Below are 22,428 nucleotides of genomic sequence, written 5' to 3' on the forward strand. Positions count from 1 at the left end.
GGCGGCCATGGCTCCAGTCCCGGCCGGCCCCGCGGACACCCCCGACGTCGACGTCGCGATCCTCTCGGACTTCCGCCTCCCCGGCGGCACCACCAGCAGCATCGCCGAGGAGGTCCGAGCCCAGTCGGAGGCGGGGATCAGCACCGCCCTGATCCACGCGGCGGGCTCGATCACCAATTACCCCAATCCGTGGAGCACCCACATCCAGCGCATCCTGGACCTGCCGGGGGTGCGGATCGCCTCCGCCCGGGCGAGGCTCCACGCCCGGGTGCTGATCATCAGGCACCCCACCGTCATCTACAGCACCCTCTCCGCCTTCGAGGGGCTCACCGCGGATCATGTGATCATCGTGGTCAACCACGCCGCCGTCGACGCCGCCGACACCTGGCACTATCCGGTCGAGGCCACCGACGCCCGGATCCGCCGTCTCTTCGGTGTGGAGCCGGTGTGGGCGCCCATCGGGCCGGTGGTGCGCCAGACCGTGCTCGACCAGACCACCCGGGTCCCGCTGCGCGAGACCGACTGGGTCAACATCTTCCGCACCACCGGGGAGGTGCGCCGGCGCGCCGGATTCATCGGCGATCGGCCGGTGATCGGACGGCACTCCCGCCCCCAGCCCGGCAAGTGGCCGGCCACCGGGAAGGACATCCTGCAGGCCTATCCGGACTCCCCCGACTACCAGGTGGAGATCCTCGGCGGTGCCCAGGTGGCTGAGCACAAGCTCGGCTATGTGCCGTCCCGTTGGCATGTCATCGAGTTCGGCGGCGAGGAGCCCACGCACTTTCTGGAGCGCATCGACTTCTGGGTCTACATGCACCACCCTGACCTCAAGGAGGCCTTCGGGCGGGCCGCGATGGAGGCTCTCGCGGCCGGCTGTGTGGCGATCATGCCCCCGTACCTGGAGGAGCTCTTCGGCGACGCCGCCCTCTATGCCTCCCCTCGGGAGGTCCGTGGCCTGGTGGACGAGTACCGCGCGGACCGGGAGAAGTTCCTCGCCCAGTCCGCCCGCGCTCAGGACTTCGCCCTGGCCTTCAGCCCGGAGATGCACATCCGTCGGCTCGAGGAGCTGGGGGTCCAGGCGCCGGGCGTCGCGGCTCCCGCCGATCCCTACGACCTGCCCGCCCGCCCCGGCCCCGCCCTGCTGATCGCCGCCGATGCGGAGACCGACCTCCTCGACGCCGCCCAGGCCCATCTGCACCAGGGGCGCCCCGTGCTCCGGGTGGAGCTGACCGACACGCCCGGCCGACGTGCGACGCACCCCGCCGGCGCGGCGGGCGGCGGGGGAGCGGGCACGTCGGTGCTGCAGCTCAGCACCGCGGCCGGGCTGCGGACCGATGAGCAGACCTGGCAGCGCCACCTGCAGGACGGGCTGCGCCGCCTGCTGCGCGCGCACCGACCCGGTGAGGTCACCGTGGTGGGGGAGCATGTGCCGGACGCGGTGCTGCGGGCTCTGGCATGGTCCGACATCCCCGGGATCTGGGTGCGGGGCGTGGGCGGCGACGACGTCGCCCCGGATCCGCGCACCGCCAGCTGCTTCCGCCGGGTGCTGGCGCCTGCGGAGGTGGGCATGTCATCGGCCTCCGCCCTTCCAGCAGCCCGTGATTCCCAGCCCATCGTCACCCCCGGACAGGAGACCCGCTGATGCCGACCTCCGGCCCGTCGAACAGTGCCCCCTCAGCCAGCGCCCCGTCGAACAGTGCCGAGCAGGGCGCCCCGCGAGATGAGGAGCTCCGCGGCGTCGTGCCGACCGAGTCCTGGTCCGTGAGCCTGGAGTCCTGGGCCCGGGCCCGCCATGGGGAGAAGGTGCTCACCGTGCCCTCCACCATGGACTTCGCTCCGCTGGGGACTCTGCGCCCGCAGACGTTCTACGAGCTGCCCGTGGTGCTGGCGGTGATGACCCGACGCACGGCGTCGCTGCATGCCGCGCTGACCCGGGCCGTGGAGATCATCCGGGAGGCGACGTATGCCTTCCGCGCCGTCGTCGTCACCGACGTGCCCACTGCCGAACCCATCCGCACAGTGGACTGGACGGTGGAGCACCTGCTGGGAGAGGCCGACTGGGCCGCTCTGCAGGAGCAGAACTGGCTGCCCGCCGCCGTCGACCACCTCGAGTGGGCGCGGCGTCAGTACGGGGCCTCGTTGGTGCTCGCGCCCGAGACTCCCGGCCAGGTGCTGGCCGAGGTGGCCCGGGTGGGCGCCTTCACCCGTGCTCCGGAGAAGATCCTCGACACCGCTGGGGAGCTGGCCCGCGAGTCGCTGGCGCTGCACGGCGCCGGCGAGACCGCGGCCGAGGATGCGGCAGGGGGCGTGGAGCAGTCCCTGCGCGGCTGGTGGGTCGACGCACTGCAGGACGGCATCACCCGTCGGGTGCGCCCGGGAGGAGGCTTCTCCGCGGAGGTCTCCGCGCTCGCCGGGCCCGGCGCCGGTGTGCTGGTGGCCGACGGGGAGACGGCCGGGCAGGCCCTCCAGGGCTGGGCCGCGGAGTCCGGATGGACCGTGGCTCGGCTGACCGGCTCCGGCGGGACGAAGCCTGCCGATGTGCGCCTGCACCAGGCGCTGGTCCGCGCGGCAGGCGAGGGCCTGCTCCAGGCCGTCCAGGCGGCCGGGCCGGTGCTGCTGATCACCGATCAGGCTGACGCGCAGACCACCGGCACGGACGGCGTCGTGGTGCTCCAGCGCCCCGAAGCGGAAGGGACCGGCTGGACCGCCCGGCTGCAGATGTCCTACGGCGCCTCCACTCGGATCCGAGCCGCCGAGCTGCCCTCGGCGCTGGACCGGCTGCGGCGGATCCACCTGGCCACCACGCTCTGATCGGCGGCCGATTCAGTCGCGCCTCTTCGGCACCACGCCGCGCTTCTCGAAGTACCGTCGCACCCGCTCGTCGGCCAGCAGCGGGCCGTGGACCTGCAGCACGTTCATCCCTGAGTTCACATTGGCTTCCAGGATGACCGGGCCGGTGGGGCTGACGATGATGTCCCAGCCGATGTATTCCATGAAGCTCAGCCGCTTGGCGCCGTCGAGCACCAGCGCCTTGGTCTCCTCCCAGAACGGGACGAGGGCGCCCTCGATCTGCGCCCCCGAATCCGGATGCACGCTGTGCCACACCGGAGTGTGGTCGTCGGGCAGCTGACCCGCACGGGACAGCCTCCCGGTCTCCAGGTCGATCTTGGCGCTCAAGCCCCCCTGGGTCCAGTTGTCCACATGATTGGAACGGCCGGTGCCGATCCGTTGGACCGCCACGGCGACGAACGGCTCCTTGCCCCGAGTCAGGTCCGGCATGGTCAGCACCCGCAGCGTGTTGGTGGACTCCGGGTTCAGCCGCGCCTGCTCGGGGGCCTGGGGCACCGCCGCCTCGAACAGCATCGGTTTGGGCCGGGCCTCGATCCAGGAGGCCACCTCTTCGAAGTCGCAGTCTCGGCCGTTCATCCGCCAGCCGTCCTCCGTGCGTCGGATCGCGACGACGAACCGGCCCTCGGCGCCGCGCAGCGGCTTGACGAACACCCGACGATCCACCTCCAGACGGGTCTGCAGGAACTCCCGCAGCGGGACCTGGTCGTCGTGTGGGAAGACGGCGACCTCACCGCGCGAATAGAGGCCCAGCAGGGGCACGACGTCGGAGTCCAAGCCGAGCTGGTTCATCAGCAGGAAGAAGGAGAACTTGTTGTCCAGGATCTCCTGCAGATGCTCATGCACCATGCGCTTGGTGCGGGTGTAGCGCTGGACGTCCGTGACGTAGTCCTGCTGGTCCGCGTTCGGCAGGTCGTAGAGCGTCACGGACCGGGACAGGAACCCCTGCGCCCACCACTGGGGGCGCCGCATCGTCGGGGAGGTCTCCCAGCGGAACTCCTTGCGGAGGAACTTGCGATAGTCCTGCGCCCAGCGCCGGGACTTGCGCAGCTCCTTGCGCCAGTTGCGGCGCTTCTGACCGGCGCGTCGCGCGATCTGCCGGGACTTGCGGACCACCTTGCGCGGAAGGGACGGGGCCGGAGGCGCGGGCGATGTCGCCGGGCGGGCCGCACCCTGGCCGGCTGCGCCGTCGGCGGCGCCCTCCGAGGGGTGGGCAGAGGATTCCCGAGCGGAGTCCATGGGGTGTCGTCGCCTCCAGGTGAAGGGGGTACTCGAGCGTTAGGATCGTACCAACCCGTGGCCCCGGCCTCGGGAGGACGCACCTGAGACGCCGACCTGAGATGAGGCCCTGTGGCAGAGACGACCCGAGTCTGCGGGATGCTCGGCGCCGGAGACTCGGAGCGCGTGCGGCGCATGGCGCGTGCCGCGGGCGGCGGCGAGGTCGTCGTCGAACGCCCCGGCCTGCTGCTCATCGGCAGTCAGGGACTCCGCCCCCGCCCGGCGACGACGGGCGAGGCCTGGGCATTCTCCACCGCCACCCCGGATCCGGCGGCGCTGGGACTGTCCGGGAGCTGGGAGCAGGCCGCCCGCGACGGCGACGTCGCCGGGGTGGCCCGCACGTCCGAGGGCACGACCGTTCTGCACTCCTCGCTCTCCGGGGTGCAGCCGCTCTACGTGGAACAGACCCGAGACGCCGTCTACTTCGCCACCCGACTGGACCTCCTCGTGGACACCGCCTCGGGCCCGCTGACTCCGGACTGGAACGGGTGGGCCCAGATCATCGGCATCGGCGCCCCGCTGGCCGGGCGCACCACCGTCTCCGGCATCCGCCGCCTGGGGCCCATGGAACACCTCGACGTCGCCCCCGGGGGCTCCCCGCGCAGCGGCCGCACCGCCTGGCCCTGGGAACAGATCACGCCGGAGCCCGGACTGACGCCCGAGGAGCTCACCGGTGACGTCGTGGACGCGCTGCGCGACCAGGTCGGCCAGCACGCCGCGGGCGGCCCCCTGCAGCCCATGCTCTCCGGCGGGCGCGACTCCCGCATGCTCACCGGTCTGGCCCGCGAGGCCGCCGTCGCCGCCGGGGCGGCCCCGGCGGCGCTGACCGCCTGGACCACCAGCTCCGACACCGGCACCACCCTGGAGGAGCTCACCGCGGCCCGCATCGCCGCCGACCTGGGCATCCGTCAGCGGATCGTCTCCGGCCGGCACGACGGATTCAGCCAGGACTTCCTGGACTACGCCGAGCTCACCGGCCACCAGGCCTCATTCCACGTGTGGCTGATGCCCGTGGCCCGTGAGCTGGCCGCCCAGGCCGGAACCGTGCTGGACGGACTCGGCGGCGGAGTGTTCCTGGGCGGCGGATTCCCCGACGACCCCCAGGCGCTCGCCGACGGTGCCGGGCCGCAGCGGCTCCTCGAGACCCGGTTCGGCCGCCTGGCGCGCTACCTCCAGGTGGCCGAGGAGCTGCTGGCTCCGGGGGCGGCGGACCGGCTGGCCGCCGCGGGCCGAGAGGACTACACGCGCATCGCCGAGCCGTTGGCGGACCATCCGCAGGGGGCCACGCTCACCGCCTACCTGACCCGCACCCTGCCCGGGATCAGCATGGCGCCTGCCGCGGTGCTCGGCGGCAGCCGGCCGACGGCGGTGCCGATCATGGCGCACCAGGTGGTCTCCCAGGCGCTGCGGCTGACCCACGAGTCCAAGCGGGAGGGCGGCTGGTATCCGGACCTGCTGCGCCGGGTGCGCCCCTCCTTCGGGGAGATCCCCACCGCTGCGGATCTGACCACGGTGCGTCAACATGTGCGCCGTGGAGCGGCTCTGGACGCCGCCGTCTGGTACCGGGAGCTGATCCTGGGCTCCCCGGCCGCCGTCCTGCTGGGGGAGAAGCTGCGCGACGGCGACGCCGAGCTGTGGCGTCGCCAGCTCGCCCGCACTCGGGCTCAGCACCTGATCCGCGGACTCGCCCTGCTGGCCCTGTGGCTGCGCCGGTATGAGGACCGGCTGACCGAGACCGACCCGACCCCGCTGCTGCGCGGCTGAGGAGGAGCCATGACCCCTGAGGCCGATCTGGCGGCACCGCTGATGCTGGACCCGCGCCATCTTGACTCCGAGACGCTCGACCCACACCTCGTCGACGACCTCGTCCGGGCCGAGCAGCAGGGGGCGCCGTCCGTCCTCTGGGTCACCCGGGCGGAGGACCTGTCCGTGCCGGTGGCCGCTGTGGTCACGCACGTCGCCGTGCCGACGTCGACCGAGGCCGCCCTGCAGCAGGAGGTCCGCGAGCGCGTCGGACCGGAGCGGATGCTTCTGGCCCCGACCCTCGAGGCGGCGGGTGAGGCGGTGCGCGCCCAGCGGGAGCAGGAGCGGGCCCGTCGGGAGGCCGAGCGCGCCCGGGCGGCCGCGGATGGGGGCCCGCTGCTCCGGCGTGTGGTCCGGCGTCTCGTCCGCCGGGTGCGTGGTCGGCCGGCGTCAGCATCACCGGGCTCGGGGCGCTGACCAGGCGGTGGATGACCGACCCCGCGCGGTGCCCAGGCCGGGACATCTGCCGGTGGTAGCATCGCTGCGGTCTGATCACTGCCCGCGACGGCCGATCCGACGCGCCGCCGACCCCGGCGGAACAGCACCAGGAGACCGATGGACGAGAGCGCCGCTGAGACGATGACCCACTCTGACGCCGACACGGCGGGACACCCCGCCCCCGACGACGGCACCGCCTGCATCACATTGGCCCGGGCGATGAGCTACCGCGTCCCGCGTCGTCGGTCCTCAGGACGTCCGACCAATATCATCATCGCCCTGGGCGCCGTCACCGCCGACGGCACGGAGGTCCGCGGGCACGGGGAAGGGCAGCCGCGCGGCGGTCGGACCGGCGACGATGCCGGCGACGCCTGGACCTTCGCCCGCGCGGCGGTCGAGTCCCTGCAGGGGACTCATCTGCCGGTGACCACCACCGCTGACTCGGTGGGCTTCGTCCGCCAGACGATGGCCCGGCTGCGAGTGCTGGCCGTCGATCACGGCCGTGCGGGGCACCCGCGGCCCTTCCGCGGCACCCTGCTCGGCCTCGAGGTGGCCCTGCTGGACCTGGCCGCCCGTATCCATGACATGCCCCTGGCGGACCTGCTGGGCCGCCGTCGTGACGCGGCCCCGCTGGCTCCCAGCACCGTCTCGCCGCGGGCCGACCTGCAGCGTGTGGTCGACCGGCTCGACGTGCAGCGCGAGCGGTACGACCACACCCGGGTGACGGTGCCTGCCGACGTCGACGCCGCCCTGTCCTTCCTGGACGTGGTCTCGGCCGCCAACAGACAGCACACGGGACAGGACCTCGAACGGCCCCTGTGGATCACCGTGGCGGGTACGCTGAGCCGCGAGGGCGCCCATCGGTTGGTGGGTCGCATCGCTCGGGAGATGGCCCAGGGACGTCTGCCCGGCCAGGTGGTGCTCGGCCAGCCGGTGCCCGGTGATCAGGGCGATGAGCTGGCGTCTCTGCAGCGGCGGGCGGACCGGATCACCCGCCGCGCCCGCGGGGGGCAGGTGGACCTGCGCATCATGGGGGACTCCTCCGTGTGGGACGCCGGCGACGTCGTCGACGCCGACCGCCGGGGCGGGCTCCGTGCGGTCACCATCCGTCCCGCCCAGGCCGGAGGTCTGCTGGAGAGCATGGATCTGGCCGACGCGGCCCTGCGCGTCCACCCGGAGGCGACCATCGCACTGACCCGCATGGTCGGCGCGAGCCGACTGACCACCTCCGCGCTGCGCCACCTGGCGCTGGCGCTGCCGCGCGTCGACGCGGCGCGCCTGGCCGCCGTAGTGGAGAGACAGGTGGAGATCACCACGCGCGTGCTCGATCCTGAGGAGGCCGCCCGTCTCGCCGCCGAGGAGGCCGCGGCAGACGCCGCGGACACTCCCGCAGCCGAGGCTGCGGCGGAGGACGCCCTGGGACGGCCTGGTCGGCCGGACGGTCCGGTCGAGCAGGAGGCGGACTTCGGCTGGGAGGGCGCCGAGGAGCCCACCGATGACGACGCCCTTGCGGAGGGCGCCGACGGCGACGGGCTCGAGGCCGGCCTCGACCTCATGAGGACCGTTGAGGACGCTGAGGACGTTGAGGACGCTGAGCCAGACGATGGCGACGCTGACGATGCTCAGGGCGATTCCGCCAGTGACGATGCCGACGGCGATGCTGACGACGAAACCGAGGCGGATGACCCTGACGCTGTCTTCCAGGCGGCCCGCCGAGCGGCCCGTGTCGGCGACGACGAGGACGAGGCCGAGGAGGAGGGCGTCCTCGACGCCGACGATGAGGATGACGAGGCCGAGCACGAGGCCGAGTACGACTCCGACGAGGTCCTGCACCAGGTGGTGGTCTCCGAGGTGCCCGGACTGGGCATCGACCTCTGCTACGAGAACCTGGTGGGCGCCGTCGTCCAGTACGCCACCTACCCCACGCCGCCCGCCCCCACTCTGGAGGGGCGTCCCGCCCGCACCTACGACGACGTGGACTACATCCGGCCCATGGGCTCCTACGCCGTACACGGGCACATCGTGGAGCGCGAGGCCCTGGCCTACGGACTCAACACCCGGCGGTTCAACAAGTCCACCTTCCAGGCCGACGACGGCGTCCGCCCGCCGCTGTCCTTCCGCACCGCTCGGTGGCCCCTGTCCAGCGTCGTGGCGGCCTCCATCGTCCGGCACAAGGAGTCCACGCGGATCCTGCTGGACCGCAGCGGATGCCCGGTGCCGCGTGGGCGCACCTTCAGCAACGGGGACGCCGGCAGTGCTCTGCAGTTCGCCGAGCGGATCGGCTACCCCGTGGTGCTCAAGCCTGCGGCCGGCTCCATGGGTGTGGGTGTGACCGCGAACATCGAAGGACCCGAGGAGCTGCGCTCCGCGCTGGAGCGGATGCGGCAGTCGGTGATGGGCTCCGGTGACTTCATCGTGGAGAAGCATGTCCACGGACGCGACTACCGGATCATGGTGCTCGGGGACGAGGTCGTGGCCGCCGTCGAGCGGGTCCCCGCCTCCGTGGTGGGGGACGGCACCTCCACGTTGATCGAGCTGATCCTGGCCAAGAACGCCGCCCGGAAGCAGAACTCGCACCTGGCCACCCTGAAGCTGAAGTGGAACGCGACCACCCGCCACGAGATCGCCAAGGCCGGCTATGACGCCTCCAGCGTGATCCCGGCCGGCGAACGGGTCTTCCTGAACAGCGCCAACAACCTCACCCAGGGCGGGGACTCCATCGAGATCCTCGACGACCTGCACCCCAGCATCATCGAGGCGTCCATCAAGGCTGTGAAGGCCGTGCCGGGACTGGCCTATTGCGGTGTGGACTTCCTGCTGGAGGACCACACGCGTCCCCTGCACGAGCAGGAGGGCGCGATCTGTGAGCTCAACGCGGTGGCGGCCCTGCCGGTGGCGGAGTACCCGATGTTCGGCACGCCGCGGCGCGTCTCGAGCCAGTTCCTGAGCCGCGCCGCCGGCGAGTTCGGACTGGAGACCCTCCCAGAGCGCGCCGAACGGCTCAGTGTGCGCATCCGCGCCCGTGGACGCGTGGTCGGCGTCGGCTACCGCGGCTGGTTCGCCCGCCGCGCCACCGAGTATGGCTGCACCGGGTGGATCCGCCATCATTCCGACCGTTCGGTCGAGGCGGTCGTGTCCGGGCCGACGGACGCCGTCGCGGCCCTGGCCACCGCCGCGGTGCTGGGCCCGCGCCGCGCCCGGCCGACCTCCGTGACCACCGTCCACGTGCCGGACCCCGGCGTGGAGGGGTTCGAGGTGCGGCAGCGCCACGGCCGGGGACGGTCGACGCCCCGCAGCCTGCGCACCCGGGCGCTGCGTGCGCTGCGCCATCCGAGGCGTGCGGCTCGCGTGCTGCGCGATCCCGCCCGCATCGCCTCCGCCGTGAAGCGACGCAGCGCCCGCCTGATCCGGAAGGGGAGCCGATGACCACCTCACCTCACGACCCGGCAGCCGCCGATCGGCCCGCCATGCCGTCGGCCGCTGACTGCCCGGCCGAGCTGATCGACGGGTGGCTCGTCCACACCGCCGCCCTGCAGGCCGGACGCGGGACGCTGCTCTTCCCGGGCCAGGCCCTGCTGCTCACCCACGAGGGCGGGGCACTGGACGGGGGCTCCTTCGCCCACGGCGTGCCGCAGCAGACGCAGCTCTCCACGGCCACGCTGGTCCAGGACCGACGTGTCCGCCGTGCCATGCTGGAGCAGCACCGGATCCGGGTTCCGGAGGGTGCGACGTTCACGATCGGAGGCGGCACTCGCGCAGCGTTGGGCTTCGCGGAGCGTCGAGGCTTTCCCGTGGTGCTCAAGCCGATGGTCGGAGACAACACGATCGAGACCCGGACCGGCATCGCCGGCACCGAGGAGCTGCTGGAAGGCATCCGGGATCTCCGGGTCGCTCCGCAGCTGAGACCGGGCTACACGACTGCCTCCTATGCGTTCACCGCGATCCACACCCCGCGCGAGGACGACCAGACCAGGACCCGCAAGAACTATCGGTACCTGGTGGAGGAGCACGTGCGGGGAGAGTTCCTGCGCTTCCTGCTCATCGGCGGGGCGGTGGTCTCCGCCTTCAGCTCACCCGATGGGGCGTGGGGCCTCGACGGCGGCCGGGAGCTGTTCGAGGAGGTCCACCCCAGTCTGGTGGCGCATGCGCGGGAGGTCGCGGAGGTCTTCCCGGGCCTGGCCGTCATCGCTGTGGACGTGGTGCTCAGCCGGGGTGCCGAGGTGGCGCGAGAGGATCAGGACGTCACCGTCGTGGACGTCTCCGAGCGGCCGTGGCTGGCCATGCAGGCCTCCCGGGACCCCGAGGAGGCGCTGCTGCTGGCTCGCCGCCTCCTGGAGAGCACCGTGGCCCGGACGGAGGAGGGGACGCTGCCGCAGCCCCAGGCCGAGGTCGCTCTCGACGTGCGGTGGGAGGGCGTCTCCGTCATGGACGCCTTCCTTGAGCATGTCCACGAGGCCGCGAGCGCTGCGGGACTGCGCGGCCACGCCGTCGCGGAGGACGTCGTCGGCGGCATCGCCGCGGGGCACCTGGAGGGCCCGGCCGCCGCCGTCGCCCTGTTCAACGAGCTCGCCGTGGCCGGTAACCTCACCGGTGAGCACCTCATGGCTGTGGACTCCCGGCGCGCGGGCGTTACTGGGGCGGAGGGCTTCTCGCTGGGCGCGACGCCGGTCGGCTAGCTGTCACCGCACGTGGGGCTGGGGCCCACGTGTGCTGGGTGACGTGGCAGGCGCGCTACTTTCGACGCCGGTCTCCGGAGCGACACGCGTCGCGCAGTCAGGGGATACTCAGAAAACTCGTGAGAGTCTGAATGTTGACCCTGTTTTTCCTGAGCGACGGCCTGGAGCGCGTTGTTCCATTCACCGGAGGAGAAGCTGTGACGTGCACTTGCGAATCGTCGCGGATCGTCGTCGCGGCCCCAGGCGTTCACGTGGTCGGGGCCGGATGCGATATGGCGATCGGGATCGCGCGCGGTGATGTCCTCGGCCTCACCCGGGCAGCCGGGCGGGACGTGGTGTCGATTCCTTCCGCGCAACGCTGGCCGGACGTGCGAGTGACGCTGGAGACCGGGTCGGCGACGGGGACGCCGTCGACTGCGACTCTCCACCTCTGTGGGACAGGAGAGGCTGAGGCGGCAGAGCGCTTGAGCGAGGCCTACGCAGAGGGGCTGCTGGAAGCGGAGTCACAGACCGACTTGATCGCCCGCGTTCAGCTCATTTCGGACCCTATCGGTGGAGTGGCACTCCAGTGGGACATCGACGATCAGGGTGGTGTTGCCGAGTTGCCAGCGCGGCCCGACTTCGTCGCGCCTGGTTGGGTCGAGCGAGCCGCCCCTGATTTCGCGGTGCGCTCGACGTTGCGCGATGTCACGCAGATCCTCGAATACGAAGCCCGTCGGAGAGGCCTCCAAGTCTCGGTTCTGGACAACAACCTCGTCCTCACCGAATCTCAAGAGGGCCGCCACGCCTACCTGTATTCCAGCAGCGACACCGCACCGTATACGGCACACAAAGGGGCCGGCAATAAGCACCTTGCACGGTTGCTCCTGCAACGGCGTGACGTCTCAGTCGCCCCAGGGGTGGCTTGTCGCCGTGAGGAGGACTTCTCACTTGCTCAGTCTCTTCTCCGGAAACACTCTCGACTGGTGGTCAAGCCCTCCAACGGCTCCAAAGGGCGTGGGGTGACGGTGGGGGTCGTCGATGAGGCCGGACTGCGGCGAGCGTGGGACCTGGCTCGGGAGACTGCGGGCGAGAAGGGTTCTGTCCTTGTCGAACAGCAGTTCACCGGCTCTGAAGCTCGGTTCAGCGTCGTGGGAGGCGCAGTCCGCGGCGTAGTGCGCCGAATTCCTCCGACACTCGTAGGAGACGGCACCAGCACCATCCAGCAGCTTCTACGCCGCCGGAATCTGGAACGGCGGGCGAGCCCGCACCTCTGGTCGCGGCTCGTTCGCATGGACCCTCACCGAATCGACAGGTTGGCGCAGGCCGGGCTCACCCTCAGTACGGTCCTCGGTATCGGGGAGAGGTACGTGATCGACCACAAGGCAGGTTTGTCGTCCGGTGCAGCCAGCCATGAGGCGTTGGATGAAACGCACCCTAGTTACGGGGATGTGGCCGTGCAGGCTGTGCGCGCAATCCCAGGCCTGCAGGTGGCGGGGGTTGACATCATGGCGCATGATTTCAGTCAGCCGGCTGCGCCGGACAACTACATCGTGGTGGAGCTGAATCACCAGCCGGGTGTGGGCGGTCACCATTTCCCTGCCTCTGGGCGGCCACGTAATGTCGTCGGCGCGATTCTCGATCTTCACGAGCTGCCATCGCGGCACAGGTCGGTTGGCTCGCCGTCACCACATAGCGTTCGTCCGCCCACCGGACATTCGCAGGGCATCGTCTCAGCCAAGAGGCACCCAACGACGATGACGTGGGCCGAGGCTCTCGAGTCAGCCGGCTTCTCCGTGGAGTGGCTAGCTCCCGACTACATCCAGGCGGTGCGAGGTGATCTCGTGACCGTGGTGTGGCGCGGGTTCACCATGCTTACGGGGAAGGCGGGTGTCTCCCTGGCACAATCCCGCAAGGCTATGAGGCATGTGATGGCTGAAGCCGGCGTCGAGTACGAAGCCGAAGCGAAGACTTTCCGGCGTCGGCCGAAGGACATTGAAGCAGTCGCCGAGCGTAGCCGGCGTCGCCTGCTAGACGCGCCGGCCGTCACGATGCAGGTCGACGCGCAGCGACCACGATTCGTCGACCCGAACGACCGAGAGGCGTTCCACCGTACGTGGCGATTGCTGTGCGAGGAAGGCACGTCAGGGCTCCTGGTCAGGCGGCACAAGTCATCCAACCTGTGGCGCGTGCTAGTCAGCCACGGGGAGTCGGTGGCGATCATCCCGCCTTCGGGCCTCACGCACGCTGATACGGGACGTGAGTGGGTGGAAGCCGCAGAACGCGCGGTCGGTGCCATCCCAGGTCTTGATGTGGCAGAGGCCCACATTCTGGCTGATGGTCGGGCGCAGCGCTCGGGCGATGAAACCGCATATGAACTCCTCGCGATCCATGTGAACCCTCCAGTGCATGAGTTTGTCAGTCACGGGTGGGGTGAGCATGGGGCCGTCGTGGAGGCGTTGGTCGCTCACCATGTGCGTGCTCTACAGTCGTAGCCGGAGGATTCTGCACCGATCCCACCGAGCAGGGCGGTGCATATCCATATCCTGCGTGACCCGAAGGATAGAGTGGGGTGTCCATATGACGCCTCTGCTGGGAATCGCCAGGGGCCGCTATGAGACCGAAGGACTGACGTGACAGACGCATCGAACACTCCCGCCGGGGCTTCTTCCGCGGAGCAGAACGAACCCTTCCCGGACAGACCGGCTGTGATCGTCGGGCAGGGGTATGTGGGTCTTCCCTTGGCTCAGGCCGCAGTGGCCGCGGGGATCCGCACGGTGGGTTTCGATGTCTCCGAGTCGTTGGTGGCCCAGTTGAACGCGGGCGTCTCTCATGTCGATGACCTCAGTGACGAGGATGTGGCGGTGATGCTCTCGCAGGGGTTCTGGGCCTCTGCTGATCCGCAGGTGTTGGGGTCGGCGTCGGTGGTGGTGATCTGTGTGCCGACTCCGCTCAGTGAGGAGGGTGGTCCGGATCTGCGGGCGGTGGAGGCGTCGGCGGGCACGATTGCGGAGCATCTGAGTCCGGGGACCACGGTGATTCTGGAGTCGACGACGTATCCGGGCACCACCGATGGTGTGGTGCTGCCGATTCTTGAGTCTTCGGGTCTGGTGCATGGTCGGGACTTTCTGCTGGCTTATTCCCCGGAGCGGGTGGATCCTGGGTCGACGCGGTTTGGGATCACCAATACGCCGAAGTTGGTGGGTGGGTTGACTGCTGAGGCGACTCAGGCGGCGGTGGCGTTCTATTCGCGGTTTGTGGCTGAGGTGGTGCCGATGTCGGGTACCAAGGAGGCGGAGACGGCGAAGTTGTTGGAGAACACGTATCGGCATGTGAATATCGCTCTGGTCAATGAGATGGCGCGGTTCTGTCATGATCTGGGGATTGATATCTGGGAGGTGATCCGGGGGGCGGCGACGAAGCCGTTCGGGTTCCAGAAGTTCACTCCGGGTCCTGGTGTGGGGGGTCATTGCATTCCGATCGATCCGAATTATCTGAGTTTTCAGGTGCGGAAGACTCTGGGGTATCAGTTCCGGTTTGTGGAGTTGGCTCAGGAGATCAATAATTCGATGCCGCAGTATGTGGTGTCGCGGGTGGGGGATGCGCTCAATGAGGTGGGTAAGCCGCTGAATGGTTCCACGGTCCTGTTGTTGGGGGTGACCTATAAGCCTGACATTGCTGATCAGCGGGAGTCTCCGGCGGTGCCGGTGGCGAAGGTGCTTGCTGAGAAGAAGGCTGAGGTGCGGTTCCATGATCCGTATGTGGAGTCTTGGCATGTCGATGGTGGGGTGTTGCAGCGGGTTCCTGATCTGGAGGAGGCGCTTGGGGGAGCGGATGTCGTGGTGATTCTGCAGCCGCATGGTGTCTATGATCTGGAGGCGATCGGGCAGGTTGTCAGGCGGGCTGGGGGGTTGATCTTCGATACTCGTGGGGCGACGATCTCTGATGACATCGAGCGACTCTGAGGAGGACTCGGTGACTGACCGGCCGAGACGAAGGGACAGACCATGACGCATCCGCGCCGCCGCGTGCTGCTGCTCAGCGACGACGACGTCGTCACCGGGACCCTGCGCCGACTCACCCGTATCGGGGAGCACCTGACGGCGGAGGCCGACGTCGTCATGGCCACACTCGCCGGGCAGGTGGCCGCAGGCCCGCAGGAGCCGCGCTTCCCGCTGCAGCGGATCGCCTCCCACCACAGCCTCAACGCCGACCCCGAGATCTGGGAACGGGACTACCTGATGCCTCGCCTAGACCGGCTGATGAGCGGATTCACCCCGGATGTGCTGGTGGTCGACGGTGACCTCCCCTCCCGGCTCCTGGAGCGACTGGACAGGGCCCATCCGACGGTCCACGTGCGCCTGACCTCCGCCGCCGAGGTACCGATCGGCGGAAAGCTGACGGCCCGCAGCACGCCGACCCCGGTGATTCTCGGCGAGATCACTGAGGACGGTGCGCAATCGGCGGCGACGACGGCTCCACTGCTCGACGCCGCCGTCCGGGGCGCCACCGGTGGTGGCCTCACTGCCGGCTCGGAGCCCGGCGAGACCAGAGCTCCGACGGTTGTCCTGGACCTGCCCGGGCTGAGCCCCGACACCACCGCGGCTGTGGAGGACGCAGCCCTGGAGTTCTTCGCGTCCCGCCGCCCCGAGTGGAGGGTCGCCCTGCTGGACTCTGCCGTAGCCCGTCGAACCGCCCCCGGCGTCGAGAGGATCTCCGGAGGTGCCACCGCGGAGCTGGTCTCCCGCACGGTAGGCGCCCTCGCCGTGCCGGGACACCGAGCCATGCACACTTGGACGCCCGCCAGGATCCCGACCCTCTGGCTGACCGAGGGGCCCGGGAGTGAGAGGCCCATCCGCGGGGCGGCAGAGCGGCCCCGCCGTCGTCTCCGGCCCGACCAGCAGGAGGCGCTGCGACGCCGCGCGGCCCGGTGCGCCGAGGCGGGGTGGGGGCATCACGCGGAGCTGGACGGCCCGCAGGACATGGACGCCCTGCGCTCCCGACTCACCGAGGCGCTGGAGCTCATGGACGGGCGCGGCTGGGTTCCATCCGGCCTGGCGCGGATGCCGGAGGACGGTGCCGAGCAGGCAGCCCAGGCGATCCTGAGGGTGGTCTCCGCCCCGGCCCCGGCCTGACGCATCGCCGGGGAGACGGCACAGACGACAGTGGGCGGGGCTCCCAGACCGGGAGCCCCGCCCACTGTGCGATATGCGATGTGTATGTGCTGTGTCAGACGGGTGCGGAGCCGGCCGCCTCAGATGGTGACGTCGCCCGCGGGGGTCCGGAAGGTGGCGGACATGATGCCCGGTGTGCCGGAAGGTGCCACCCAGTCGACCTCGACGTCCTCGAACGGGTCAGCCTTGGGGCAGGCGAGCCAGTCGGCCACGCGGTCCGGGGACCCGGCGATGGCCAGGCGGATGAGCTCAGCCTCGGGCGGGTAGGCCTGCGAGGGATGCAGGTCCTCGGTGCCCTCGTCCCAGCGGAGCAGGTAGGGCACCTGGGGGTCTGCGATGAGCCCCTTGATGCCGATCTGCTGCCAGGTGAGCTCCTGGCCGTCCGGGAACTTCCGATTGCCGGGTACGGACTTGCGCCCCAGCCGGTCCTCGAAGGGGGAGAGGTCGTCGACGGTGACGCACCATCCCATCCAGCCGCCTCCCACCTGGGAGCGGTTCCGCACGGCCTGGCCGAACGGTGCCTTGTCGGCGGAGGGGTGGTCGAGGACCTCGACGATCTCCAGGTACTGGCGGTTCTTCAGAGGAATGATCGAGCTGCGTGTGCCGAAGCGCGGATGGATACCGCCCTTGACGCGTTCCACGCCCAGCTGACCGACAATCCTCGCGACCGTGGCATCCATGCCATCCGGGCCGACCGCATACGAGACGTGATCCAAGCGCATCATGGGTCCATACTGACACCAGCGTGGGCTTCGTCACCAATCGAGAGCGGTTCCGTGACGAGGAGGCGCCTGATCCCCATTCTTCTACCAGGCGTAGAAACATTCTCGGACGCGGTGATCCGAGCCCTGCTGTCCCGCGTATCCTGGTGGGGTGCTCAAGACCGCGCTGCAGCCCAAATGGATCGCGATGCTCGCCCTGGCCCTGATCCTGGCCACGGTGTTCGTCGTGGCCAGTGCCTGGCAGTTCGGCCAGTCGCGGACCGAGGAGACACCCTCCCGGGAGGTCACCGAGGAGCCCGCGCCGCTGACCGAGGTGTACGCGCCGCAGCGTGCGATGACCGCCCTGGACGCGGATCGGATCGTCACCTTCTCCGGCGAGTTCGTCGAGGACTCGCAGGTGCTGATCTCCGAGCGGCTGCAGGACGGTGAGCCCGGATGGTGGACCGTCGCCGCCTTCGCAGTGGACGGCGCCCCCGACGGTGAGGTCATCCCCGTGGTCCGCGGCTGGACCGACGACGTCGACGCCGTGGACGCGCCCCCTGCGGGGCAGCAGCTCGAGCTGCGCGGGCGCCTGCTGCCGCCTGAAGCTCCCGTGGCCGGGGAGCGCGAGGCCGCCCACGTGTTCGCCAGCCTGTCCCCGGCGGAGCTGATCAACGTGTGGGATCTGCCTTCCTACTCCGGATTCGTGGTCGCCTTCGACGTCGTCGACGCGTCCGGCCACGAGATCGGGGCCGAGGCCGAAACCGTCCCTCTGGAGCCGGTCTGGGTCGGACCACAGCCGGAGGGATCCTCCGTGAACTGGCTGAACCTCTTCTACGCCGTGGAGTGGGTCGTATTCGCCGGTTTCGCCTTCTTCCTGTGGTGGCGACTGGTCAAGGACGCCCATGAGAAGTCACAGGAGGCCGCGGTGCTCGACACGGAGTGGGAGCAGCAGTGGAAGCAGGAGTACCTGGCCGCCGTCGCCGCGGGGCAGAGCCCTCGGGAGGCGGAGGAGACCGCCACCGCGGAGGCGGTACGCAAGCTCGATGAGAAGGACACGTGATGCCTGAGAACACTGGAGACGCCCCGCAGGTGACCGAGGTGCCTGCCGCGCCGAAGCGGCCCCAGAAGCGGCGCTTCCAAGGCACCATGCAGCAGATCAGCGGCTCGCTGACCTTCTACAAGGTCTTCGCCTTCACCACCGGCATCATGCTGCTGATCCTGGTGGCCAAGATGATCATGGACTACGGCTTCGGCTATGAGCTCTACGCCGGCGGCACCACCGCCGAGGGTACGGCCAACACGCTCGGCTTCCATCCGAAGGAGTCGGTCAGCGGAGGCACCGGCATCTCCTATTGGACGGCGGTGATCCACGGCTGGATCTACGTGGTCTACGTGATCGCCGGGTTCCGTCTGTGGTTCCTGATGAACTGGCGGTTCTCCCGCCTGGTGACCATCGTGCTGGGCGGAGTGGTGCCGTTCCTGAGCTTCATCGTGGAGCGTCGGATCGCGGCCGAGGTGCGCCGGGACATCGAGGCCAACCCGGAAGCCGTGCGGCGATACTGAACCGCCTGTGACTCGCTGACGATCGGACGCCGATCGGCCCGCCAGCCTCTCCTGGCGGCCCGTGCTCCGGCTGCCATGCAGCGCCCTCACCGACGTGGTGGGGGCGCCGTCGTCGTACCGCCGTGCTCTCTCGGACCGATGGCGGCTCCTTCCGTGCTGACAGACAGGAAACCCCTGGTCAGAAGCTGAATCAGGCATACCGGGGCGCTCCATCGACGTCTCGCTTCATCGATGGAATCCCTCGCTGTGACCTCTTGCACAACGGCGTCCCGGACATTATTGTGCCTCATGTCACAACAAATTCCCAAGACCGTGGCGCTGCTCTTTTCCCTGCATCTGTGTCACCGCACCTGATTCACCGCACCTGAGAGGAACCGCACCATGAGGCATACCGTGCGCACCCGTCCCTGGAGGACCCTTCCATGGAGGACCGCTGCCCTGAGCATCACGGGAGCCCTGCTGCTCACTGCCTGCGGGGGAGCCGGCACCGCCGAGGAGGATGGCGTCGAGCTCGATGAAGACCAGGTGGGCCAGGGTGCCATGGAGGACTTCGGCGTCGACGACACGTTCGTGGCCACCGAACCCGTCGAATTCTCCCTGCTCTACCGCAACAACCCCGACCACGGCCTCGACCAGGACTGGATGTTCTTCGAGCAGCTGGAGGAGGAGCACAATGTCTCCCTGAGCCTGCGCGACGCTCCGCTGAGCGACTTCGAGGAGCAACGTTCCCTGCTCATCGGCGCCGGGGGGATGCCGGACTTCGTCCCGGTCACGTACCCGGGTCAGGAGGTGCCCTACCTCAGCGGGGGCGCGGTCCTGCCGGTCAGCGACTATCTGGACTACATGCCGAACTTCACCGACAAGCTGGACCGGTGGGAACTCTGGGACGAGTTCGACGCCCTGCGTCAGGAGGACGGCAAGGCCTATATGCTCCCGGGCCTCCGGGAGGACCCGTTCTACGTCTTCAGTCTCGTGGTCCGTGGGGACATCTGGGATGAGCTGGGACTTGAGGACCCCGCGACCTGGGACGAACTGGCGGACCAGCTGCGGGAGGTCAAGGAGGCCTATCCGGACATCACGCCGATGTCCGACCGCTGGGAGCTGCAGAGCACCCTGAACATCGCCTCGGCCAACTTCGACACGGTCGCCGGCTGGGGCTATGGGCAGGGCCTGTACTTCGACCACGACGCTGACGAGTTCATCTACGCCGGGGCCTCCGACGAGTACCGCGAGCTGCTGGAGTTCTTCGCGGGCCTCGTGGAGGAGGGCCTCATGGACGCCGAGACCATGACGCAGGACGACCAGATGGCGGAGCAGAAGTTCTCAGCCGGGGAGTCCTTCGTGATCGGCGGCAACGACGAGTCCACGACCATCTACCACCGAGGGTTCGAGGAACTCGGCACCGAGGGGGCGGAGGCCCGCCTGATCCCCATCCCCGGCGGACGCGACGGCGACTTCGTGCACAGCGGAGCCCGCTTCGACTCCGGCCTGATGATCTCTGGCTCCGTCGCCGATGAGGACACGTTCCTGGCCCTGCTGCAGTTCATCGACTGGCTCTACTACTCGGACAACGGCCTCGAGTTCGCCACCTGGGGCATCGAAGGCGAGACCTACGAGCGGGACGCCGACGGTGAGATCGCACTGGACGAGAACATCGACATCAACAGCCTCCGCCCGGACGCGGAGGAGCACCTGCTGCGTGATTACGGCTTCCACAACCAGCCGTTCATGCACGCCGCCGGTTCGCTGACCGAGTTCGTGCACTCCGGCCTGCGTCCCCACGTCATCGAGTGGCAGGAGAGCATGCAGCACAAGGAGGAGCGCCCGGTGACGCCGGCGCACCCGTTCACGGACCTGGAGCTGGAACAGCTGGGCCTGTGGTCCACCACGCTGACCGACCACGTCCAGACCGCCACCGCCCAGTTCATCCTCGGGCAGCGCAGCTTCGACGACTGGGACTCCTACGTCTCGGAACTGGAGAGCCTGAACATGCAGTCCCTGGTGGACATGGCGAATGAGGCCTATGAGCGGGCCCAGGAGCAGATCGACGAGCAGATCGACGAGGACGCCGAGGGGGACACCGAGGAGTAGATCGAAGACACGGCAGAGGTTCAGACGTTCGAGCAGGACGAGAGGGGCAGGACATGACACAGGACTCGCACTGGAAGAGGACAGCCGCCGCAGTGGGGGTGACCTCCCTGCTGCTGGCCGGCTGCGGCTCCGGGGGCGCCGCCGATGACGAGGCCCCAGAGGTCGATGAGGAGGCCCAGGGGGTCGGCGCGATGGAGGATTTCAGCGCCGGAGACACCTTCGTGGCTGACGAACCCATCACGGTCTCGCTCCTCTATCGGGACCATCCCAACTACTCGTTGCAGGACGACTGGCTGATCCTTGAGCACCTGGAGGAGGAGCACGGAGTCACCCTGGACCCTGTGGTCACCCCGTTGAGCGATTTCGAGGATCGGCGGTCTGTGCTGATCGGCGCGGGGGAGATCCCCGACTACGTGCCGGTGATGTGGCCTGGACACGAGACGGCCTACATCTCCGGAGGGGCGCTTCTGGCGGTGAGCGACTACCTGGACTACATGCCGAACTTCACCGACAAGCTGGAAAGGTGGGATCTGCAGGAGGAGTTCGACAACCTCCGGCAGGACGACGGCAAGGCCTACATCCTGCCCGGGCTGCGCGAGGACCCGTTCCACAACTGGACGTTGGCCGTCCGGGACGACATCTGGCAGGACCTGGGTCTGGAGGACCCGGAGACCTGGGACGAACTTCAGGATCAGCTCGCTCAGGTGGCCGAGGCCCACCCGGACATGATCCCGTGGTCCGACCGATGGGAGATGAACGCGACCCTCAACCTCGCCGGGCCCAATTTCGACACCGCCGGCGGGTGGGGGCTGGGCAACAGCCTCTACTACGACGCCGATGCCGACGAATTCGTCTTCACCGGCGCCACGGATGAGTACCGCGTGATGCTGGAGTACTTCTCTGGGCTCATGGAGGAGGGCCTGCTCGACACGGAGTCGCTGACCCAGGACGACGACTCCGCGGTGCAGAAGTTCGCCTCCGGGCAGTCGGCGATGATCTCCACCAATGAGGAGGAGCTCAGTGCTCTGCGCACTGCCTTCGAAGAGATCGGCGAGGACGACGCCGAGGTGCGGATGATTCGGGTGCCTGCCGGTCCTGAAGGGGACAATGTCGCCGCCGGGGGACGGTTCGACGTCGGCATGGTGCTCGCCTCACACCTGGCGGACCGGGATGACTTCATCGCGGTGCTGCAGTTCCTGGACTGGCTCTACTACTCGGACGAGGGCCTGGTCTTCGGCGCCTGGGGCGTGGAGGGGGAGACGTATGAGATCAACGAGGACGGAGAGAGGGAGCTCGCCGAGAACGTCGGGATCAAGGACTTCAATCCGGATGCTGAAGAGCACCTATCGGTGGACTATGGCTTCTACAACGGGGTCTTCACCCACAACTTCGGCTCAGACACAGAGATCTTCCTGTCCCTGATGAGCGACGAAGCAGTCCATCTGCAGGAGGAGATGTCCGACAAGGTGGAGCTGCCTATGCAGCCGAACATTCCCTTCTCCGAGCTGGAGATCGAGCAGGCCTCCCTCTGGCAGAACTCGCTGACCGACCAGGTCAACGAGGCCACGGCTCAGTTCATCCTGGGACAGCGTGACCTGGAGGACTGGGACTCCTATGTGGCCGAGCTTGAGGCGCGGAACATGGCTGACTACGTCGAGCTGGCCAATGAGGCCTATCAGCGGGGACAGGAGATGCTCGACGAGCTCGAGGAGGAGGGCGACCTGCTCGACTCTGATGCTGAGGACTCTGATGCTGAGGACTCTGATGCTGAGGACTCTGAGACGGAGGGTGACTGATGACGTCTGCGCAGTTCAGTCCGGGGACTCAGCCAGGTCGTGGTGCTGCTGCGGCTGTGGTGGTCGAGGATCAGGTTGC

The 22,428-nt window shown here is 69.0% G+C and carries 15 protein-coding genes; 13 read left to right on the plus strand and 2 right to left on the minus strand.

The features are described 5' to 3' along the window. Positions 1–7 precede the first annotated feature (7 nt). A complete protein-coding gene (locus ABD658_RS13765) occupies positions 8–1,642 on the plus strand; it encodes a glycosyltransferase (protein WP_344744814.1) in 1,635 nt (544 codons plus the stop codon). Further along, positions 1,642–2,811 carry a hypothetical protein gene (locus tag ABD658_RS13770; protein WP_344744816.1) on the plus strand — a complete coding sequence of 390 codons (1,170 nt, stop codon included), beginning with the start codon at positions 1,642–1,644 and terminating at the stop codon, positions 2,809–2,811. The genes ABD658_RS13765 and ABD658_RS13770 overlap by 1 nt, the downstream gene beginning before the upstream one ends. 12 nt (positions 2,812–2,823) lie before the next feature. Here the strand turns inward: ABD658_RS13770 and ABD658_RS13775 are convergent, their stop codons facing one another. After that, a complete protein-coding gene (locus tag ABD658_RS13775; protein ID WP_344683235.1) occupies positions 2,824–4,086 on the minus strand; it encodes a sugar-transfer associated ATP-grasp domain-containing protein in 1,263 nt (420 codons plus the stop codon). A 111-nt stretch (positions 4,087–4,197) separates the two neighbouring features. Here ABD658_RS13775 and ABD658_RS13780 point away from each other — a divergent pair, with 111 nt between their 5' ends. The 7 genes from ABD658_RS13780 to ABD658_RS13810 all read left to right on the plus strand — a co-directional run bounded on the left by ABD658_RS13780 (position 4,198) and on the right by ABD658_RS13810 (position 16,156). Then, complete coding sequence (locus ABD658_RS13780; protein WP_344744818.1) at positions 4,198–5,889, plus strand: asparagine synthase-related protein; 1,692 nt, start codon at positions 4,198–4,200, stop codon at positions 5,887–5,889. 9 nt (positions 5,890–5,898) lie between these two features. Next, on the plus strand, positions 5,899–6,345 hold the full coding sequence (locus ABD658_RS13785; protein ID WP_344683232.1) for a hypothetical protein: 447 nt from the start codon (positions 5,899–5,901) through the stop codon (positions 6,343–6,345). Positions 6,346–6,483: 138 nt separating this feature from the next. Further along, positions 6,484–9,792 carry an acylphosphatase gene (locus tag ABD658_RS13790; RefSeq protein WP_344744821.1) on the plus strand — a complete coding sequence of 1,103 codons (3,309 nt, stop codon included), beginning with the start codon at positions 6,484–6,486 and terminating at the stop codon, positions 9,790–9,792. Next, positions 9,789–11,042, plus strand: a complete 1,254-nt coding sequence (locus ABD658_RS13795; protein WP_344683226.1) for a hypothetical protein — start codon at positions 9,789–9,791, stop codon at positions 11,040–11,042. The genes ABD658_RS13790 and ABD658_RS13795 overlap by 4 nt, the downstream gene beginning before the upstream one ends. 131 nt (positions 11,043–11,173) lie before the next feature. Then, positions 11,174–13,516 (plus strand): hypothetical protein, encoded by a 2,343-nt coding sequence (locus ABD658_RS13800; protein ID WP_344683225.1) that lies wholly within the window; start codon positions 11,174–11,176, stop codon positions 13,514–13,516. Positions 13,517–13,729: 213 nt separating this feature from the next. Further along, a complete protein-coding gene (locus ABD658_RS13805) occupies positions 13,730–14,986 on the plus strand; it encodes a nucleotide sugar dehydrogenase (protein ID WP_344683276.1) in 1,257 nt (418 codons plus the stop codon). A gap of 42 nt (positions 14,987–15,028) precedes the next feature. Next, a complete protein-coding gene (locus ABD658_RS13810; protein ID WP_344683224.1) occupies positions 15,029–16,156 on the plus strand; it encodes a hypothetical protein in 1,128 nt (375 codons plus the stop codon). Positions 16,157–16,275: 119 nt separating this feature from the next. Here the strand turns inward: ABD658_RS13810 and ABD658_RS13815 are convergent, their stop codons facing one another. Beyond that, positions 16,276–16,920, minus strand: coding sequence for a VOC family protein (locus ABD658_RS13815; RefSeq protein ID WP_344683223.1), 645 nt, complete (start codon positions 16,918–16,920; stop codon positions 16,276–16,278). Positions 16,921–17,068: 148 nt separating this feature from the next. Between ABD658_RS13815 and ABD658_RS13820 the strand changes: the two genes are divergently transcribed. The 4 genes from ABD658_RS13820 (at position 17,069) to ABD658_RS13835 (ending at position 22,349) form a co-directional block, all read left to right on the plus strand. Next, positions 17,069–17,959: an SURF1 family protein gene (locus ABD658_RS13820; RefSeq protein WP_344683222.1), complete on the plus strand. Its 891-nt coding sequence runs from the start codon at positions 17,069–17,071 to the stop codon at positions 17,957–17,959. Then, complete coding sequence (locus ABD658_RS13825) at positions 17,959–18,462, plus strand: DUF3817 domain-containing protein (protein WP_311026121.1); 504 nt, start codon at positions 17,959–17,961, stop codon at positions 18,460–18,462. The genes ABD658_RS13820 and ABD658_RS13825 overlap by 1 nt, the downstream gene beginning before the upstream one ends. A gap of 381 nt (positions 18,463–18,843) precedes the next feature. After that, positions 18,844–20,553: an ABC transporter substrate-binding protein gene (locus ABD658_RS13830; protein WP_344683218.1), complete on the plus strand. Its 1,710-nt coding sequence runs from the start codon at positions 18,844–18,846 to the stop codon at positions 20,551–20,553. Positions 20,554–20,606: 53 nt separating this feature from the next. Next, a complete protein-coding gene (locus ABD658_RS13835; protein WP_344683216.1) occupies positions 20,607–22,349 on the plus strand; it encodes an ABC transporter substrate-binding protein in 1,743 nt (580 codons plus the stop codon). Positions 22,350–22,428: the final 79 nt, after the last annotated feature.

It is taken from the genome of Nesterenkonia aethiopica, from assembly GCF_039534665.1.
In the GTDB taxonomy this organism is placed as follows: Bacteria; Actinomycetota; Actinomycetes; order Actinomycetales; family Micrococcaceae; genus Nesterenkonia; species Nesterenkonia aethiopica.

What these genes read in the sequence shown, in the direction of transcription:
- ABD658_RS13825 (WP_311026121.1), top strand. Translation starts at nt 17,959, where the DNA reads ATGCCTGAGAACACTGGAGACGCCCCGCAGGTGACCGAGGTGCCTGCC.
- ABD658_RS13790 (WP_344744821.1), top strand. Translation starts at nt 6,484, where the DNA reads ATGGACGAGAGCGCCGCTGAGACGATGACCCACTCTGACGCCGACACG.
- ABD658_RS13800 (WP_344683225.1), top strand. Translation starts at nt 11,174, where the DNA reads ATGTTGACCCTGTTTTTCCTGAGCGACGGCCTGGAGCGCGTTGTTCCA.
- ABD658_RS13815 (WP_344683223.1), bottom strand. Translation starts at nt 16,920, where the DNA reads ATGATGCGCTTGGATCACGTCTCGTATGCGGTCGGCCCGGATGGCATG.
- ABD658_RS13785 (WP_344683232.1), top strand. Translation starts at nt 5,899, where the DNA reads ATGACCCCTGAGGCCGATCTGGCGGCACCGCTGATGCTGGACCCGCGC.
- ABD658_RS13765 (WP_344744814.1), top strand. Translation starts at nt 8, where the DNA reads ATGGCTCCAGTCCCGGCCGGCCCCGCGGACACCCCCGACGTCGACGTC.
- ABD658_RS13830 (WP_344683218.1), top strand. Translation starts at nt 18,844, where the DNA reads ATGAGGCATACCGTGCGCACCCGTCCCTGGAGGACCCTTCCATGGAGG.
- ABD658_RS13795 (WP_344683226.1), top strand. Translation starts at nt 9,789, where the DNA reads ATGACCACCTCACCTCACGACCCGGCAGCCGCCGATCGGCCCGCCATG.
- ABD658_RS13770 (WP_344744816.1), top strand. Translation starts at nt 1,642, where the DNA reads ATGCCGACCTCCGGCCCGTCGAACAGTGCCCCCTCAGCCAGCGCCCCG.
- ABD658_RS13810 (WP_344683224.1), top strand. Translation starts at nt 15,029, where the DNA reads ATGACGCATCCGCGCCGCCGCGTGCTGCTGCTCAGCGACGACGACGTC.
- ABD658_RS13835 (WP_344683216.1), top strand. Translation starts at nt 20,607, where the DNA reads ATGACACAGGACTCGCACTGGAAGAGGACAGCCGCCGCAGTGGGGGTG.
- ABD658_RS13775 (WP_344683235.1), bottom strand. Translation starts at nt 4,086, where the DNA reads ATGGACTCCGCTCGGGAATCCTCTGCCCACCCCTCGGAGGGCGCCGCC.